15 protein-coding genes are annotated in these 16,820 nt (G+C 67.4%); 11 read left to right on the forward strand and 4 right to left on the reverse strand.

The genetic code is table 11. The features are described from left to right. Positions 1-39 precede the first annotated feature (39 nt). Together NA10_RS24355 and NA10_RS24360 are read right to left on the reverse strand one after the other, a co-directional pair. Positions 40-1,326 (reverse strand): adenylosuccinate synthetase, encoded by a 1,287-nt coding sequence (locus NA10_RS24355; RefSeq protein ID WP_067571858.1) that lies wholly within the window; start codon positions 1,324-1,326, stop codon positions 40-42. Between the two features lie 13 nt (positions 1,327-1,339). Beyond that, a complete protein-coding gene (locus NA10_RS24360; RefSeq protein ID WP_067571860.1) occupies positions 1,340-2,326 on the reverse strand; it encodes a hypothetical protein in 987 nt (328 codons plus the stop codon). A 333-nt stretch (positions 2,327-2,659) separates the two neighbouring features. On the opposite strand from NA10_RS24360, the gene NA10_RS24365 reads away from it, so the two are divergent. Together NA10_RS24365 and NA10_RS24370 are read left to right on the forward strand one after the other, a co-directional pair. Next, positions 2,660-3,223, forward strand: a complete 564-nt coding sequence (locus NA10_RS24365; protein ID WP_067571862.1) for a DUF4334 domain-containing protein — start codon at positions 2,660-2,662, stop codon at positions 3,221-3,223. 75 nt (positions 3,224-3,298) lie between these two features. Continuing rightward, complete coding sequence (locus tag NA10_RS24370) at positions 3,299-4,564, forward strand: FAD-dependent oxidoreductase (RefSeq protein ID WP_067571864.1); 1,266 nt, start codon at positions 3,299-3,301, stop codon at positions 4,562-4,564. 12 nt (positions 4,565-4,576) lie between these two features. Here the strand turns inward: NA10_RS24370 and NA10_RS24375 are convergent, their stop codons facing one another. Next, a complete protein-coding gene (locus NA10_RS24375; protein WP_067571915.1) occupies positions 4,577-5,203 on the reverse strand; it encodes an alpha-ketoglutarate-dependent dioxygenase AlkB in 627 nt (208 codons plus the stop codon). Between the two features lie 141 nt (positions 5,204-5,344). Between NA10_RS24375 and NA10_RS24380 the strand changes: the two genes are divergently transcribed. The 3 genes from NA10_RS24380 (at position 5,345) to NA10_RS24390 (ending at position 7,503) form a co-directional block, all read left to right on the forward strand. Next, on the forward strand, positions 5,345-6,154 hold the full coding sequence (locus NA10_RS24380) for an NAD(P)H-binding protein (RefSeq protein ID WP_067571866.1): 810 nt from the start codon (positions 5,345-5,347) through the stop codon (positions 6,152-6,154). 64 nt (positions 6,155-6,218) lie between these two features. Further along, a complete protein-coding gene (locus NA10_RS24385; protein ID WP_245677781.1) occupies positions 6,219-6,896 on the forward strand; it encodes a GNAT family N-acetyltransferase in 678 nt (225 codons plus the stop codon). 421 nt (positions 6,897-7,317) lie between these two features. Next, complete coding sequence (locus NA10_RS24390; RefSeq protein WP_067571868.1) at positions 7,318-7,503, forward strand: hypothetical protein; 186 nt, start codon at positions 7,318-7,320, stop codon at positions 7,501-7,503. Between the two features lie 5 nt (positions 7,504-7,508). Here NA10_RS24390 and NA10_RS24395 read toward each other — a convergent pair whose 3' ends face one another. Further along, positions 7,509-8,381, reverse strand: coding sequence for an alpha/beta fold hydrolase (locus tag NA10_RS24395; protein ID WP_067571869.1), 873 nt, complete (start codon positions 8,379-8,381; stop codon positions 7,509-7,511). 451 nt (positions 8,382-8,832) lie between these two features. Between NA10_RS24395 and pyrR the strand changes: the two genes are divergently transcribed. From pyrR to carB, 6 genes are all read left to right on the forward strand, one after another. Next, positions 8,833-9,468, forward strand: a complete 636-nt coding sequence (gene pyrR, locus NA10_RS24400) for a bifunctional pyr operon transcriptional regulator/uracil phosphoribosyltransferase PyrR (protein ID WP_067571871.1) — start codon at positions 8,833-8,835, stop codon at positions 9,466-9,468. Continuing rightward, the gene (locus NA10_RS24405) at positions 9,465-10,430 is read left to right on the forward strand and encodes an aspartate carbamoyltransferase catalytic subunit (protein ID WP_067571873.1); all 966 of its coding nucleotides are present in this window, start codon (positions 9,465-9,467) and stop codon (positions 10,428-10,430) included. Before pyrR ends, NA10_RS24405 begins: the two co-directional genes overlap by 4 nt. Positions 10,431-10,432: 2 nt before the next feature. Then, the gene (locus NA10_RS24410; RefSeq protein ID WP_373862411.1) at positions 10,433-11,779 is read left to right on the forward strand and encodes a dihydroorotase; all 1,347 of its coding nucleotides are present in this window, start codon (positions 10,433-10,435) and stop codon (positions 11,777-11,779) included. Continuing rightward, the gene (locus NA10_RS24415; RefSeq protein WP_067571877.1) at positions 11,779-12,288 is read left to right on the forward strand and encodes a PH-like domain-containing protein; all 510 of its coding nucleotides are present in this window, start codon (positions 11,779-11,781) and stop codon (positions 12,286-12,288) included. Before NA10_RS24410 ends, NA10_RS24415 begins: the two co-directional genes overlap by 1 nt. A gap of 71 nt (positions 12,289-12,359) precedes the next feature. Next, positions 12,360-13,478, forward strand: a complete 1,119-nt coding sequence (gene carA / locus NA10_RS24420) for a glutamine-hydrolyzing carbamoyl-phosphate synthase small subunit (protein ID WP_067571879.1) — start codon at positions 12,360-12,362, stop codon at positions 13,476-13,478. Beyond that, on the forward strand, positions 13,478-16,819 hold the full coding sequence (gene carB, locus NA10_RS24425) for a carbamoyl-phosphate synthase large subunit (protein WP_067571881.1): 3,342 nt from the start codon (positions 13,478-13,480) through the stop codon (positions 16,817-16,819). Before carA ends, carB begins: the two co-directional genes overlap by 1 nt. Position 16,820: the final 1 nt, after the last annotated feature.

The following is a 16,820-nucleotide window of genomic DNA, read 5'->3' on the forward strand; positions in this document are numbered from 1 at the left end:
TCGGGCGATGAGCCGAGGGGCACACCCGACGGGTGGGTGTCACCCCGTCGCCCGAAGCGTGCCGGGCGCGGACCTGTTGTCCGGTGAGACGCGGGGCGTGCGATCGAACCGGTCGGGGCCGTGGGCGGTGAGGACCACGGGTACGCCGAGTTCGGCTTCCAGGTAGCCGATCACATCGGTGGGCAGATCCGCCAGTACGGGCATCGCCGCGCCGAGGAGGTCGGTGAGCCGCTGTTGGTGGTCGAGGTCCTGCCAGTCGCCGAGGTCGAGTCGGTCCAGGCAGCCGTCGGTGGTGAGATATCCGGTGGTGGTGCGGATTTCGCCGAGGGCGTCGAGGTGGTTGACGGTCAGCCCGTCGATGCCGCCGCAGGCCCGTACGGCATAGCGCAGCAGGATCGGGTCGAGGTGCCCGCGCCGGAACTCGCCCTGGTATTCCCCGGTGCCATTGTGCCGCTCCACAATCGACAGGTCGGCGTCCTCGGTGGGGAAGGGTCCGGCCCCATGTCTGGTGAAATAGCTTCGGGTGACGCCCAGGACGTATCCGGGTGCGTCGATCCGGGCGAGCATGGCGCGGGCATTGCGCGGCTCCACCGTCGACCAGGTGGTGTACGGGTGCAGCCCGCGCCATTCGTCCAGGAGCACCCCCTGCGCGCCCTCGAAGACCAGCCGCCCATCAGCGGCGAACGCGGCCAGTTGATCGCCCGGCAGAATCGCCACGGCGCGAGCGAATTCGGTGTAGACCTCGACGAGATCATCGATCGAGTCATACCGGTGTCCGCTGCCCTCCAACAGTGGCCGGTAGTACTCCTCGAGCGCGATCAGCTTGCGCCGCAGCGTATTCGGTCGCAGGCAGTCGGCGACCCGCGGCGCATCGTGGGCGAGTGCGTAACTCGCGGTCTCCCCGATTCCCATACCGCACGAACCGTGCCGGGCAGCACCCCTCGCGTCTTCCCGGCAGCGGTTGGCGGCCCCGTGGATCGGGGTGGTGAGCAGCGCCCGTTCGTCCACGGAGATCAGCGACAGCGGATCGGCGACCCCGAGCTGTTCCAGCGCCCGGGCTTCGGCGGCGAGCGCGATGGGCTCGACCAGCATATATCGCGACAGGAAGGTCGGCACCCGCGAGAGGGTGCCGGACCCGAACTGCCGGAACGTGTGGTGCCGTCCACCCGCGAGCACATTGTGCGCCGCCTGCGCGCCGCCGTTGAAGCGCACCACCGCGGACACCTCGAGCCCGTTCGCGGGTGCGCAGAGCCAATCCACGGTCGCGCCTTTTCCGGCATCGCCGAACCCGAGGTCGACCACTATCAGGTGGCCATCGCCGAACATGGCTGTCTCCCTTCTAGTTTCCGAAATCGACGTCGTCGTCACCGGTCGGTGCGGGCAATGCGCCGACGCTGTGTGTGCGCCGGGCCGCTCCGATGAGCGCGAGCGCCTTGCCGACGGAGTCGGCCTCCTCGGTGGAGCCGATATCGCGCAGATCCGCCAGTCCCGTGCCGAGATCGATGCGGTCCTGCCCGATGCCAATGGTCAGCGCGATGAGTTCGCAGACCGCCGCCGGATCGTCCAGTCGCAGAAAGCGTTCGCCGAGCAGTCCGCGCCAGTAGTCCGAGATCTCGGGATCGTCGTAGTAGCTGGACTGATTGGGCAGGATGTAGTGCACATGCCAGCGGTCGGCCAGCTCGCGGAAAACCGATTCCACCGAGATATCCCGATTCACCTTGTCGCCGATGATATTTCGAATGTGCCGCGAGGCCAGTCGCGGCTTGTTCAACTCGTCGCCGACGATGAACAGATACCCCTTCTGCCCGCGCTTGTCCCAGGCGTCGGTGGCGGTGTGCCTGGCCATGAAATACGCGGCCAGTTCATAGCTTTCGGACTTCTGTCCGCCGCCGTTGCCCTCCAGGAAGATGCGCCGCAGCTGCTCGTCCATGCGATTGTCGGATTCGAACTGTCCGACCTGCAGGGGCACCCGATCGGAGTCGGCGTCGCCGATGCCGCCGAACAGGATCTGCGGATCCTCGGCATATCCCTTGCGCTGCAACAGTCCGTGCAGTTTGCCGAGCTTCTCCTGCATGATGCGCGGCACCCGCCCCATCGATCCGGTGACATCGAAGAGCACCGCGATCGGCAGCGAATTCCCGTGATCATCGGAATCGCGTGATTCCCGGAAGGTCACGCCCTTGGGATCGAGCGAGGGGTGCGCCTTCCACGAATTCATGCGCTGTGCGCGCATATCGGCGGTGTAGCCGAAATCGTCGAGGCCGCGGGCGGCGCGGAAGGTGCGGGCGGCATCGTAGGCGCGGTCGTCCCAGTTTCCGTAACCCATTGCTGTCACTATCCTTTCGTGAGCTCGAAGGGCCGGAAGCGTCGCTGTCCGTAGAGCCGATCGAGCAGATCGTCGAATTCGCCGAGCAGATCGGCGGGTTCGGGGCGCAATCGCGGATCGGCCGGTGGGCCTTCCGGATCGTCTCCGCTGTGTCTCGCACCGCCGTCATGCGTTTTAGACTAGAAGACTAAAACACGGAGGGCTACTCCTTTGGTGAAGTATTTTGTCAATGAGACTAAAACCATGCCGAAGGCGTTGAGGGCATCGTGCGACCCCCGACACTGAGATAGTGTGAACAAGAATCTTTCATCCACTCGTGCGAGGAGGCCATGGATGGTCGCCGGTGAATCGGTAGCGGCCGCGACACTGCGGTTGGCGGAGTTGCGGGACGGGGGCTGCACCCCGGAGCAGGCATGGCAGTTCTTCGATGGACTGGCCGCGGTGCGGGTCGAGGAGGTGACCAGCGGACGCTGGCGCGGGGACGAACTCGACACCGGTCACCCCTGGCAGGGTGTACTGGTCGAATCCGGTTGGTACGGCAAACAGTTCGACAGCGCCGATGAGGTGCAGCCGCTGCTGTTCAGCACCCCGGACGGGCGGATCTTCCCGGTCGATCCGCGCCGCGTGCCGCTGTTCCTGGCGGGCAAGGTGCCCGTCGCCACGCTGCGCCCGGTGCGGCGTTCACTCGGTTTCCTGCGCCCGGCCTTGGCGACCAGGGCTCCGCGTGCCCGGCTACGTAATCTGGAGTTCCGTGGAAAGTCCAGTGCCGCAATGATCTACGACCACCTGCCGATCATCGATCTCTTCCGGCGGGTGGACGCGGACACCCTGCTCGGCGTGATGGATATGCGCGGACTGCGCGATCCATACTTCTTCATCCTGTACCGGGATCGCTAGGTTCGCCCGAACGCCAGGTCTTTCCGGCCTACCCTGGGTGTGACCGAATGGTTGTCGCCCGGGAGGGATGGCCCGATGGAGAGTACGACCTGTCTCATCGCCGGCGGTGGTCCGGCGGGAATGATTCTGGGGCTGCTGCTCGCGCGCGCCGGAATCGATGTGACGGTGCTGGAGAAGCACGGTGACTTCCTGCGGGACTTTCGCGGCGACACCGTGCACCCCACCACCCTGGAACTGCTCGACGAACTCGGCCTGCGCGAGGAGTTCACGAAACTGCCGCAGCGCCGGTTGAATTCGGTGGCTGTGCCGATCGGCGGGCATATGCGGACCCTCGCCACCTTCGAACATATTCCGGGCCGGTTCAAGTACATCGCCATGGTCCCGCAGTGGGATCTGCTGGATCTGCTCGCCCAGGCCGCCGATACCGAGCCCACCTTCCGGCTGCGCATGAGTACCGAGGCGATCGATCTGCTGCGCGAGGGCGGCAGGATCGCCGGAGTGCGCTATCGCACCGAAGCGGGCGCGACGGGCGAGATTCGAGCCGATCTGACCGTCGCCTGCGACGGTCGCACCTCGACCCTGCGCAATGCGGCGGGATTGCGGGTGCGAGACCGGCCGACCCCGTTCGACGTGTGGTGGACGCGCATTCCACGCAATGGCACCGATCCGGCCGGAGCGGTTCCGGTGCTCACCGCCGATCGCGTCGCGATCATGCTCGATCGCGGCGACTACTGGCAGTGCGCGATTCTCATCGCCAAGGGCAGCGATTCCACTGTGCGGCACCGGGAACCGGTCACCGATATCGTGCGCCAGATGGCCGCGGCCGTGCCCTGGCTCGCCGATCGGGTCGACGCCGTGCGGAGCTGGGATGAGGTGAAACTTCTGGAGGTCAAACTCGACCGGCTCGAACGGTGGCATCGAGAGGGACTGCTGTGTCTCGGTGACGCCGCGCACGCCATGTCACCGGTCGGGGGAGTGGGCATCAATCTGGCGGTGCAGGATGCGGTCGCCGCCGCGAGAATCCTCGCCCCGAAACTCATCTCGGGCCATCTCGAGGAGTCGGATCTGGCCCGGGTGCAGCGCCGCCGCGGCATGGCGACCACGGTCGTCCAGGGCATGCAGCGCGTCGCGCACGCCCGCGTTATCGCACCGGCGGTGTCGGGCAAGGTCAATGTATCCAATTTCGACGATATGCCCTTGGCGCTGCGCGTCTTCCGGCGCATTCCCGTACTGCGCAGCCTGCCGCCGTATCTGGTCGCGCGCGGCGTACGGGCCGAACACGCACCGGAGTTCGCCCGCCGACCGGTCCCGCCCGCCCCGAAGGTCACCAAATCCCGCTGACCCCAAGGGCTTTCATCGCACGCCCCGGGGGCGGAACTGAATACTGATGCGCGGTCCCACCGGTCGCCGCGTCTTGGGGATCGCATGCTCCCAGGTCCGCTGGCAGGATCCGCCCATCACAATGAGGTCCCCGTGCCCGAGTGGATAGCGCAGACTCTCCCCGCCGCCGCGCGGCCGCAGCAGCAGCGCGCGGGCCGCGCCGACCGACACGATGGCCACCATGGTGTCGTGCGTCGCGCCGCGCCCGGAGGTATCGCCGTGCCAGGCGACGCTGTCGTTGCCGTCGCGGTAGTAGCAGAGCCCGGCGGTGGTGAACGGTTCGCCGAGTTCGGGCCGGTAGTACTCGCTCAACGCCTCGCGCGCGGTGTCCAGCACCGGATCCGGTAGCGCCTGGCCCTGCTCGTAGAAGGCGAGCAGCCGGGGCACATCCACCATCCGGTCGTACATGGCCCGTCGATCGGCCCGCCACGGCACCTCGGTGACGAGTCGTTCGAACAGCGCGTCCGCCCCGGTCATCCAGCCTGGTAGCACATCCACCCAGGCCCCGGCGCCGAGCACGGTGCGCCGCACACCGTCCAGCGCACCCACCTCGAGTTCCCCGAACCCGTCGAGCAGCGATCCCTGCCATGACATCGACATGGGATCGAACATACGTTCTATCCGGATGATGATCAAGCCCGCCGCGCCCGACCGTCACGGCCCCCGGAAAAAAGCCATATGCGCCGCGCGAATTCCCTAGGCAAACTGGCGTTTTCATCGATTCGCAGGGGAGAGGCACATATGACCATCCTGGTAACCGGAGCAACCGCGAGTGTCGGCCGCAAGGTCGTCGACCATCTGCTGGACCTCGGCGTCACCGATATTCGCGCGCTCACCGCCAATCCGCGCAAGGCTGCGCTACCGGCTCAGGTGCACCTCGTCGTGGGCAACCCGCGCAAACCCGAGACCCTGGCGACGGCCTTCGACGGCGTGGAGCGCATGTATCTGGCACCGAACTCCGACACCGCCGCCGACGTGCTGGCGCGCGCCCGCGCGGCGGGCGTGCGGCATGTGGTGGACCTGTCCGGGGAACCCGAAAGCTGGTGGGGCACGGTGAGTGCCGCCGTGGAGAAGAGCGGCCTGGACTGGACCCACCTGTGGCCCGCGGACTTCATGGAGAACTCCCTGACGTGGTCCGAGCAGATCCGCGGCACCGGCGCCGTCCGCGAACCCCGGCCCGATATCGCGAGCGCACCCATCGCCATGGACGATATCGCCGCCGTCGCCGCCACCGCTCTGACGGACGACGCCCACCTCGGGCGGTCCTACTCCCTGGCGGGGCCCGAGATCCTCACCCGCGCCGAACTCGTGCGAACCCTGGCCACCGCACTCGGGCGCGATATCGCCTTCGTGCCCTCGACCCGTGAGGAGACCATCGCCGCCCTCATCCCGACCATGGGCGAGACCGCCGAATGGTACGTCGACAACGTCCTCGCCAGCTTCGACGCCGAGCCCGCGGGGCTGCCCCTCACCAGTGTCCACGACATCACCGGCCGTACCGCAACGACTTTCGCGCGGTGGGCCGCCGAGAATGCCGGGCGCTTCCGCTGACGGGTGCCTCTCGACGCGCCGGTCGTTCGACCGGCGCGTCCTCGGCGAACCGTATAGTCCGGATGTGCAGCAGATCGCAGAGTCGGAGCGTTTCGAGCCCCGCCCGGACCCCCGCCCCCACGATGAGCCGTGGCCGGAGATGAACTGGCCCATACCGACCGGCACCGTGCTGACCGGCACCGCGATCGAACTGACCACCGTCGACCCGGCCGCCGAAGCGCCCGAACTGTTCCGAGCCCTCGACCACGACCGGGTCTGGGCACACCTGCCCTGGCGTCCGAGCGCACCGGAGCAGCTGGAAGCGCTACTGCGCGAGAGAGATTCGCATGCGGACTGGCATGTGTGGACGGTGCGTTCGGTCAAGCCGATCGCCGATCGACCCGCCGGGGCGATCGTCGGCATCACTTCGTACCTGGAGGCCCGTCCCCGGGACGCGGGTCTGGAGATCGGCTTCACCGTCTATGTGCCCTCGGTGTGGGGCACCGTGGTGAACCCCGAAGCCAAATCGCTTCTGCTCGACTACGCCTTCGAAACCCTCGGTGCGGCACGGGTACAACTCAAGACCGACGTGCGCAACCAGCGTTCCCAGCAGGCGATAGCCCGCCTCGGAGCGCAGTATGAAGGCACACTCCGGCGGCAATTCCGCCGCGGCGACGGCACCCTGCGGGACAGCGTCCTGTTCTCCATCACCGTGGACGATTGGCCGAAGGTCAAGTCCGGCTTGACAACTCGCATTCGGTGAGCAGGGCACTCCGGTAAGTCACCGGTGCTGAACCGAATCCGAGCGCTCCCCACGGCCACGCCGACGCGCCGCAGTGAGCGATCCGCCAGGGTGAGCGCGAGGAACAGACCCGAGGAGCGGCACCCGGACATCGAGAAAGGGTGCGGGAGTGCGGAGTTCGCGCAGCTCCGGCGGCCACGGCCAGAACCGCCGGATGCGCCCTTGCTCAACCGGCTCAGCACCGACGGCTGGGTGGGTGTGAGTTCACGACTGTCCGACTGTTCCAGGAACCGCCGACGCCATCGCCCGACCAGAATGCGCAGATCGTGGGCCGCCCGTGCGGCGGTCTCGGAGACGGTCACGGTCGATTCGGTCACGCCACAGTGGATCCGATGTCATCAAGCCCGAGGACACCCATGGCGCACCGCTGTATCCGGTGAACATGTTCACCGCGCAATCACAGCGAGATCGACAGCCGGGCAAGGCCTTCGACACCGCGAACCTGGACGCTCAGCTGATCGTGTCCGCCATCGGCGGCATCACCCAGGGTGTGCTGATCGGCAGTCGTACCCGCGAGCAGGTGGTCGAGTTGACCCGCCACCTGCTCGATCGACTGCTGGGGGAGTAGCGCTTTCAGTCCATGGTCACGTGGGCGCGCACGAAATCGACCACGGCATCGGTGAATTCGTCGTTCGCGTCACTGGCGGCGGTATGCGCGGCCGCGCCGATCTCGGCGTATTCGGCGTGCGGCACCAGCGCGCGGAAGGACCGCACGCCCTCCTCGCTCACCACATCCGAGAGCGCACCGCGAACCAGCAGCACCGGCATGGTCAGTTGCCGCGCCGCGTCTTCGAGGGCCTTGGTGTGCATATCGATCTGTTCGCCGCGCCCGCCGAGCATGGCTGGATCCCAATGCCAGTACCAGCGGCCGTCTTCGCGCTGGCGCAAATTGCGTTGCAGCCCTTCGGGATTGCGCGGGCGGCGACGATGCGGCAGGTACGCGGCCACGGCGTCGGCGGCCTCCTCGAGGCTGGCGAAGCCCTCGGGATTGCTGCCCAGGAAGCTGATCACCCGCTCCACGCCCTTGACCTCGGGTCGCGGCACCACATCGACCAGCACCAGGCCGGTCATGCGCTCATGATGCGGGTGCGCGCTGGCGATGAGCCCGGTGAGCCCGCCCATACTGGCCCCGACCACGAACCCGGGCTTGCCGAGTTGTTCGAGCACACCCATGAGGTCCTCGACCATGGCGCTGCGCGTGTAATCGCCCTCGGGCGCCCAGTCGCTGTCACCGTGTCCGCGCGCGTCCAGCAGCACCGCGTGCATTCCGGCCTTGGCCAGCGCCAATCCGGAGTCCTTCCAGGAGTGGCGGGTCTGGCCGCCGCCGTGCAGGAATACCACCAGCGGTCCGTCCTGGGGTCCCCAGGAGTCACCGGCGAGAGTGATACCGCCGTAGCCGCGGAAAGTGACGCGGGCTGGTTCGGTGAAGTCGGCTTCGTTGCTCACCCTCCGAGCATCGCACAGACCGGTTTACAGTGTATGAAGACGGCCGCCAAGCGGGACTCGGGCGCGCCGCCCGCTCTCGCCGGTGATTACCGGTGTGATGGCAACGGCCCAGATCAGGGTCATTGTTCACTGTGACATTGCTCCCAGCGCCGGGCGATGTGGGCGGATGCGATGCAACCGCTTAGCCCGTTTCATAGCTACGGGATTGCCTGAGCCATGTCCGAGTTGCGAGGATTCTCCGGAAAACTCGCAGGTGTGGGCTCCGTGCGGCCCGAACTCCCAGAACCGGGCGGTCTGGCGCGAGTGTGTCGCGCGCAACTTGCCGACCTGCTCGGACCCGCCGGTTGCCACGGGGGTGCGGTGCCGGGAGGGATCGGCGGCGCTGCTAGGCTCGCAACCCGAAAAGACATCCTTTAACGGACCGTCCGGTGAGGCGGGGAAGGAGGTCGGCATGGCTGTGCCCGAAGATCGGGCGGCCAAGTCGAGCGCTGCCGAATACTCGCAGCGGCACGATCCCGCACAGGTGGACGCCGGACGAGAGCTGCTCTCGGACTCCGATGTCGGCCGCACCATCGCGCGGATGGCGCATCAGATCATCGAGAAGACCGCGCTGGACTCCGGCGATCCGACCGGCCCCCGTGTGGTGCTCATCGGAATCCCCACGCGCGGAACGACTCTCGCCACTCGACTGGCGAATCGCATCGAGGAGTTCTCCGGCGTGCGACCCGCCGTCGGCTCCCTGGACATCACCCTCTACCGCGACGACCTGCGCAGCAAACCGCATCGTCCGCTCGAGCGCACCTCGGTGCCCGAGGGCGGTATCGAAGATGTGCTGGTGGTGCTGGTCGACGATGTGCTCTTCTCCGGACGCACCGTGCGCTCGGCCCTGGACGGGCTGCGTGATCTGGGCCGCCCGCGCGCGGTCCAGCTGGCCGTGCTCATCGATCGCGGCCATCGCGAACTGCCCATCCGCGCCGACTATGTCGGCAAGAACGTGCCCACCTCCCGCAGCGAGGACATCTCGGTGCTGCTGCGTGAGCACGACGGCCGTGACGGTGTGTACCTGCGTCAGGAGGGTGACAAGTGAAGCATCTGCTCTCGGTGACCGATCTGGATCGCGCCGCCGCCACCGAACTGCTCGACGACGCCGAGCGCTTCGAACAGGCCCTGCTCGGGCGCGAGGTCAAGAAGCTGCCGACCCTGCGCGGGCGCACCGTTATGACGGTCTTCTTCGAGAACTCCACGCGCACAAGGGTTTCCTTCGAGGTCGCGGGCAAGTGGATGAGCGCGGACGTGATCAATGTCAGCGCCTCGAGCTCCTCGGTCTCCAAGGGCGAATCGCTGCGCGATACCGCGCTGACCCTGCACGCGGCGGGTGCGGACGCGCTCATCGTGCGCCACCCGGCCTCGGGCGCGGCGCATCAGATCGCACGCTGGTTCGCCCAGATCACCGAGCGAAGCGGCGGTTTCGTCGGACCCGGCCCGGCCATCATCAATGCCGGTGACGGCACCCACGAGCACCCCACCCAGGCTCTGCTGGACGCGCTGACCCTGCGTCAGCGCCTCGGCGACCTGGAGGGCAAGCGGGTCGTGCTGGTCGGGGACATCCTGCACAGCCGGGTCGCGCGCTCGAATGCCTTCCTGCTCAGCACCCTCGGCGCGGAAGTGGTCCTGGTCGCCCCGCAGACCCTGCTGCCGGTGGGTGTGAGCCAGTGGCCGGTGCGCATCTCGCACTCCCTCGACGCCGAACTCCCCGGCGCGGACGCGGTCATGATGCTGCGTGTGCAGGCCGAGCGCATGAACGGCGGTTTCTTCCCGTCGGCGCGCGAGTACTCGATCAACTACGGCCTGAGCGAGCGTCGCATGGGCATGCTCGACGAGCGCGCCGTGGTCCTGCATCCGGGCCCCATGCTGCGCGGCATGGAAATCGCGTCGGCGGTCGCCGATTCCCCCAAAGCGGCTGTGCTGCAACAGGTCAACAACGGAGTCCATATGCGCATGGCGGTGCTCTTCCGCCTGCTGGTCGGAACCGACGAGGTGGTGGCGTGAGCATCCTGATCAAGAGCGTTCTTCTGTATGGCGAAGGCGACCCGGTCGACGTCCTGCTGGCGGACGGTGAGATTCGCGAGATCGGCGCGGGCATCGAGGCCGAGGACGCCGAAATCGTCGACGGCACCGGGCAATTGCTGCTCCCGGGCTTCATCGACCTGCACACGCATCTGCGCGAGCCGGGTCGCGAGGACACCGAGACCATCGAAACCGGTTCCGCCGCAGCGGCTCTGGGCGGCTACACGGCGGTGTTCGCCATGGCCAACACCAGCCCGGTCGCCGACTCGCAGGTCATCACCGACCATGTGTGGCGACGCGGACAGCAGGTCGGCCTGGTCGACGTGCACCCGGTCGGCGCGGTCACCGTGGGCCTCGAGGGCAAGCAGCTCGCCGAAATGGGCACCATGGCCGCCGGAGTCGGTGCGGTGCGCATGTTCTCCGATGACGGCCACTGCGTCTACGACCCGCTGATCATGCGCCGCGCCCTGGAGTACGCGAACTCGCTCGGCGTCCTGATCGCCCAGCACGCGGAGGAGCCCCGGCTCACCAAGGGCGCGGTGGCACACGAGGGTCCGAACGCCGCCCGCCTGGGCCTGGCCGGATGGCCGCGCGCCGCGGAGGAGTCCATTGTGGCCCGCGACGCCCTGCTGGCCCGCGATGCCGGTGCGCGCGTGCACATCTGCCACGCTTCCACCTCCGGCACCGTCGAACTGCTCAAATGGGCCAAGTCCCAGGGCATTTCGATCACCGCCGAGGTCACCCCGCACCACCTGCTGCTCGATGACTCGCGCCTGGAGACCTACGACGCGGTCAACCGCGTCAATCCGCCGCTGCGCGAATCCTCCGACGTGGCAGCGCTGCGCCAGGCCCTGGCCGACGGTGTCATCGACTGTGTGGCCACCGATCACGCCCCGCATGCCGAACAGGACAAGTGCTGCGAATTCGCCGCCGCCCGCCCCGGCATGCTGGGCCTGGAGACCGCGCTGTCGATCATCGTGCAAACCATGGTCCAGCCCGGCCTGCTCGACTGGCGCGGCGTGGCCCGCGTCATGAGCGAGAACCCGGCCCGCATTGTGGGCCTGGACGATCAGGGCCGCCCGCTCGCCGTCGGCGAACCGGCCAACCTGGCGCTGATCGATCCGAACACCGAGTGGACGGTGCGCGCGAAGGAACTCGCCAGCATCGCCCACAACACCCCGTTCGACGAGATGACCCTGCCCGCGAAGGTGACCGCCACCTTCCTGCGCGGCCGGATCACCTCGCGCGACGGAGTGGCCGCCGTCCCGCGCGGCGGTGATGAGATCTTCGCCGGTGGAGACCGGCGGGCTGGGAATCGAGGAGGACCGTAATGGAGCGAACACTGACGGTGATCGTGCTGCTCGCACTGTTCGCACTGTGCGTGTGGGGCATGTACCGCGCCTGGACCGGCCGAGCGAAGAAGCAGGCCGCGTCGATCGGGGAGCTGCCGCTCGTCCCGGCCGACTGCGGTGCGCAGCTGTTGGAGCCGACCACCGGCATGTACCTCGGCAGCACCCTGGCGCCCAGCTGGATTCAGCGAATCACGGTGGGCGACCTGGGTTTCCGAGCCACCGCCGAGATGACTCGATTCGAACGCGGCATCCTGCTCGAACGTGACGGCGCGGGCGCGATCTGGATTCCGCAGGAGTCCATCACCGCGGTGCGCACCGAGCGCGGGCACGCGGGCAAGGTGATGACCGAAGGCGGTGTGCTGGTGATCCGCTGGACACTGCCGACCGGAACCGAGGTGGATACCGGATTCCGGGGAGACGACAAGACGGTGTACCCGGCCTGGACCGGAGCACAGACACAGACGACGAAGACGGGAGACCCGGAATGAGCGGTCAGGGGCTGAAGGCGGCAGCTCGCGTAACCACGGAAGCCCCCCGCACATTCCAGGAAGGACGCAGTATGAGCAGCGACAACGTCGCAGTGATGGTGCTCGAGGACGGTCGCGTATTCCGCGGATCGACCTTCGGCGCCACGGGACAGACTTTGGGTGAGGCGGTGTTCTGCACCGCGATGACCGGCTATCAGGAGACCCTCACCGACCCCAGCTACGACCGTCAGATCGTGGTGGCCACCGCGCCCCAGATCGGCAACACCGGCTGGAACGACGAGGACGATGAGTCGAGCAAGATCTGGGTCGCCGGGTACGCCGTGCGCGATCCCGCGCGCCGCGCCTCCAACTGGCGCTCCAAGCGCACCCTGCAGGACGAGTTGGAGAACCAGAACATCGTCGGCATCGCGGGCATCGACACCCGAGCCCTGGTGCGGCACTTGCGCACTCGCGGTTCGATGAAGGCGGGCGTTTTCTCCGGTGCGGCCCTGGCCGATTACGAGGAACTCGTCGCACGGGTCAACGGACAGCCCTCCATGCTGGGCGCGGACCTGGCCGGTGAGGTCTCCACCGATGAGATGTACACTATCGAACCGCTCGGCGAGCACCGCTTCACGGTGGTCGCGGTCGACCTCGGCATCAAGTCCAACACCCCGCGCATGTTCGCCGAGCGCGGTATGCGGGTGCACGTGGTGCCCTCGAACGTCACCTTCGACCAGATCAAGGAACTGAACCCGAACGGGGTGTTCCTGTCCAACGGTCCCGGTGACCCGGCCACCGCCGACGGCTCGGTCGCGCTGACCCAGCAGGTGCTGCAGGCCGATATCCCGCTGTTCGGCATCTGCTTCGGCAACCAGATCCTGGGTCGCGCCTTCGGGCGCGACACCTACAAGATGAAGTTCGGTCACCGCGGCATCAATGTCCCGGTCATCGAACACCACACCGGGCGCATCTCGATCACCGCCCAGAACCACGGCTTCGCCCTCGAGGGTGAGCGCGGGGAGGTCTTCGACACCCCGTTCGGTAAGGCCGAGGTCAGCCATATCTGCGCCAATGACGGTGTCGTGGAAGGCGTTCAGCTGGTCAGCGGCCGCGCCTTCTCGGTGCAGTACCACCCCGAGGCCGCCGCCGGACCGCACGACGCCGCTTACCTGTTCGATCGTTTCTCCGGCCTGATGGAAGGTGCCTGATGCCACGCCGTACCGACCTCAATCACATCCTGGTGATCGGCTCGGGTCCGATCGTCATCGGCCAGGCCTGTGAGTTCGACTATTCGGGAACCCAGGCGTGTCGCGTCCTGCGGTCGGAGGGCCTGCGCGTCTCGCTGGTCAACTCCAACCCGGCGACCATCATGACCGACCCGGAGTTCGCCGACGCCACCTACGTCGAGCCGATCACCTGGGAATACGTCGAGAAGGTCATTGCCAAGGAGCGCCCCGACGCGATCCTGGCGACCCTGGGCGGTCAGACCGCGCTGAACTGCGCGGTCGACCTGCACGACAACGGCATTCTGGAGAAGTACAACGTCGAGCTGATCGGCGCGGACTTCGAAGCCATCCAGCGCGGTGAGGACCGGCAGAAGTTCAAGGACATCGTCGCCAAGGTCGGCGGCGAGAGCGCCCGCTCCAAGGTCTGCTACACCATGGACGAGGTCCGGGAGACCGTGCGCGACTTGGGTTTCCCGGTCGTCGTACGCCCGTCCTTCACCATGGGCGGCCTCGGCTCGGGTATGGCCTACAACGATGAGGATCTCGATCGCATCGCCGGCGGCGGCCTCGCGGCCTCGCCGACCGCGAACGTGCTCATCGAGGAATCCATCCTGGGCTGGAAGGAATTCGAGCTCGAGCTCATGCGCGACCGCAATGACAATGTGGTCATCGTCTGCTCGATCGAGAATGTCGACCCGATGGGCGTGCACACCGGCGACTCGATGACCGTCGCCCCGGCCATGACCCTCACCGACCGCGAATACCAGAAGATGCGCGATCTGGGCATCGCCATCCTGCGCGAGGTCGGCGTCGACACCGGCGGCTGCAATATCCAGTTCGCGGTGGATCCGGCCGACGGCCGTCTCATCGTCATCGAGATGAACCCGCGCGTCTCGCGCTCGTCCGCATTGGCTTCCAAGGCAACGGGTTTCCCGATCGCCAAGATCGCCGCCAAGCTGGCCATCGGCTACACCCTGGACGAGATCGTCAACGACATCACCAAGGAGACCCCGGCCTGCTTCGAGCCCACGCTCGACTACGTCGTGGTCAAGGCCCCGCGCTTCGCGTTCGAGAAGTTCCCGGGCGCGGACCCGACGCTGACCACCACCATGAAGTCGGTCGGCGAGGCGATGTCCCTGGGCCGCAACTTCTCCGAGGCGCTGGGCAAGGTGCTGCGCTCGCTCGAGACCAAGGCCACCGGCTTCTGGACTCAGCCGGACGGCGACTGGACCGATGTCGAGGCCGTCCTCGAGGATCTGCGCACCCCGACCGAAGGCCGCATCTACCAGGTGGAGCGCGCGCTGCGCCTGGGTGCGAGCATCGAGGACACCGCCAAGGCCTCGGGTATCGACCCCTGGTTCGTCGCCGAGGTCGCCGCGCTGGTCGAGCTGCGCCAGGAGATCCTGGACGCCGCCGTATTGGACGAGCCGCTGCTGCGCACCGCCAAGCACTACGGCCTCTCCGATCGCCAGATCGCCGCTCTGCGACCGGAACTCGCGGGGGAGGACGGCGTGCGCGCCCTGCGCCATCGCCTGCACATCCGCCCGGTGTTCAAGACCGTCGACACCTGCGCCGCCGAGTTCGAGGCCAAGACCCCGTACCACTACTCGGCCTATGAGCTCGATCCCGCCGCGGAATCCGAGGTCGCGCCGCAGCGCGAGCGCGAGAAGGTGCTGATCCTGGGTTCGGGTCCGAACCGCATCGGCCAGGGCATCGAGTTCGACTACTCGTGTGTGCATGCGGCACTGACGCTTTCGGACGCCGGGTACGAGACCGTCATGGTCAACTGCAACCCCGAGACCGTCTCCACCGACTACGACACCGCCGACCGCCTCTACTTCGAGCCGCTGACCTTCGAGGATGTGCTCGAGGTCTACCACGCGGAAACCGAATCCGGCACTGTCGCGGGCGTGATCTGCCAGCTGGGCGGACAGACCCCGCTGGGTCTGGCGCAGAAGCTCACGGACGCGGGCGTTCCGGTGGTCGGCACCTCCGCCGCCGCCATCGATCTGGCCGAGGACCGCGCCGAATTCGGCGATGTCCTTGTCGGAGCGGGACTTCCGGCTCCGAAGTACGGAACCGCCACCACCTTCCCGGCCGCGAAGAAGATCGCCGCCGAGATCGGCTACCCGGTGCTGGTGCGCCCGTCCTACGTGCTGGGCGGTCGCGGTATGGAGATCGTCTACGACGAGCAGACGCTCGAGGGCTACATCTCCCGCGCCACCGATATCAGCCCGGATCGCCCCGTGCTGATCGACCGGTTCCTGGAAGACGCCATCGAAATCGACGTCGACGCCCTGTGCGACGGCGAAGAGGTCTATCTGGGCGGGGTCATGGAGCACATCGAGGAGGCCGGTATCCACTCCGGTGACTCCGCGTGCGCCCTGCCCCCGATCACCCTGGGCCGCAGCGATATCGAGGCCGTGCGCCGCTCGACCGTGGCGCTGGCCAAGGGCATCGGCGTCAAGGGGCTGCTGAACGTGCAGTACGCGCTCAAGGACGATGTGCTCTACGTCCTCGAGGCGAACCCGCGCGCCAGCCGCACCGTGCCGTTCGTGTCCAAGGCCACCGCGGTCCCGCTGGCCAAGGCCGCGGCGCGAATCGCGTTGGGCGCCACCATCGCCGAACTCCGCAAGGAGGGCCTGCTCCCGGCCGAGGGCGATGGCGGATACACCCCGGTCGACGCCCCGGTCGCGGTGAAGGAAGCCGTGCTTCCCTTCCACCGCTTCAAGCGGCCCGACGGCAGCGGTATCGATTCGCTGCTCTCGCCGGAGATGAAGTCCACCGGTGAGGTCATGGGTATCGACGCCGACTTCGGCACCGCGTTCGCCAAGTCCCAGACCGCTTCCTACGGTTCGCTGCCGACCGAGGGCGCGGCCTTCGTCTCGATCGCCAACCGCGACAAGCGCGCCATGGTGTTCCCGGTCAAGCGCCTGCATGACCTGGGCTTCCGCATCCTGGCCACCGAGGGCACCGCGGAAATGCTGCGCCGCAACGGGATTCCGTGCGAGCAGGTGCGCAAGCATTCCGACCCGGAGCTTGCGGAGGGTCGATCGGGCACCGCTGAGGGTTCGGTCGCCTCGCCCAGCATCGTGGACATGATCAAGGACGGCGAGGTCGATATCGTCTTCAACACCCCGTACGGCAACAACGGTCCGCGCGTGGACGGTTACGAGATCCGCACCGCCGCGGTGAGCGCGAACATCCCGTGCATCACCACCGTGCAGGGTGCGGCCGCGGCCGTACAGGGCATCGAGGCCACCATCAACGGCGGTATCGGCGTGCGGTCCCTGCAGGAACTCCACGCCACCCTGCGAGGCTGAG

The organism is Nocardia acidivorans NBRC 108247 (genome assembly GCF_001625085.1).
GTDB classification, from domain to species: Bacteria; Actinomycetota; Actinomycetes; order Mycobacteriales; family Mycobacteriaceae; genus Nocardia; species Nocardia acidivorans.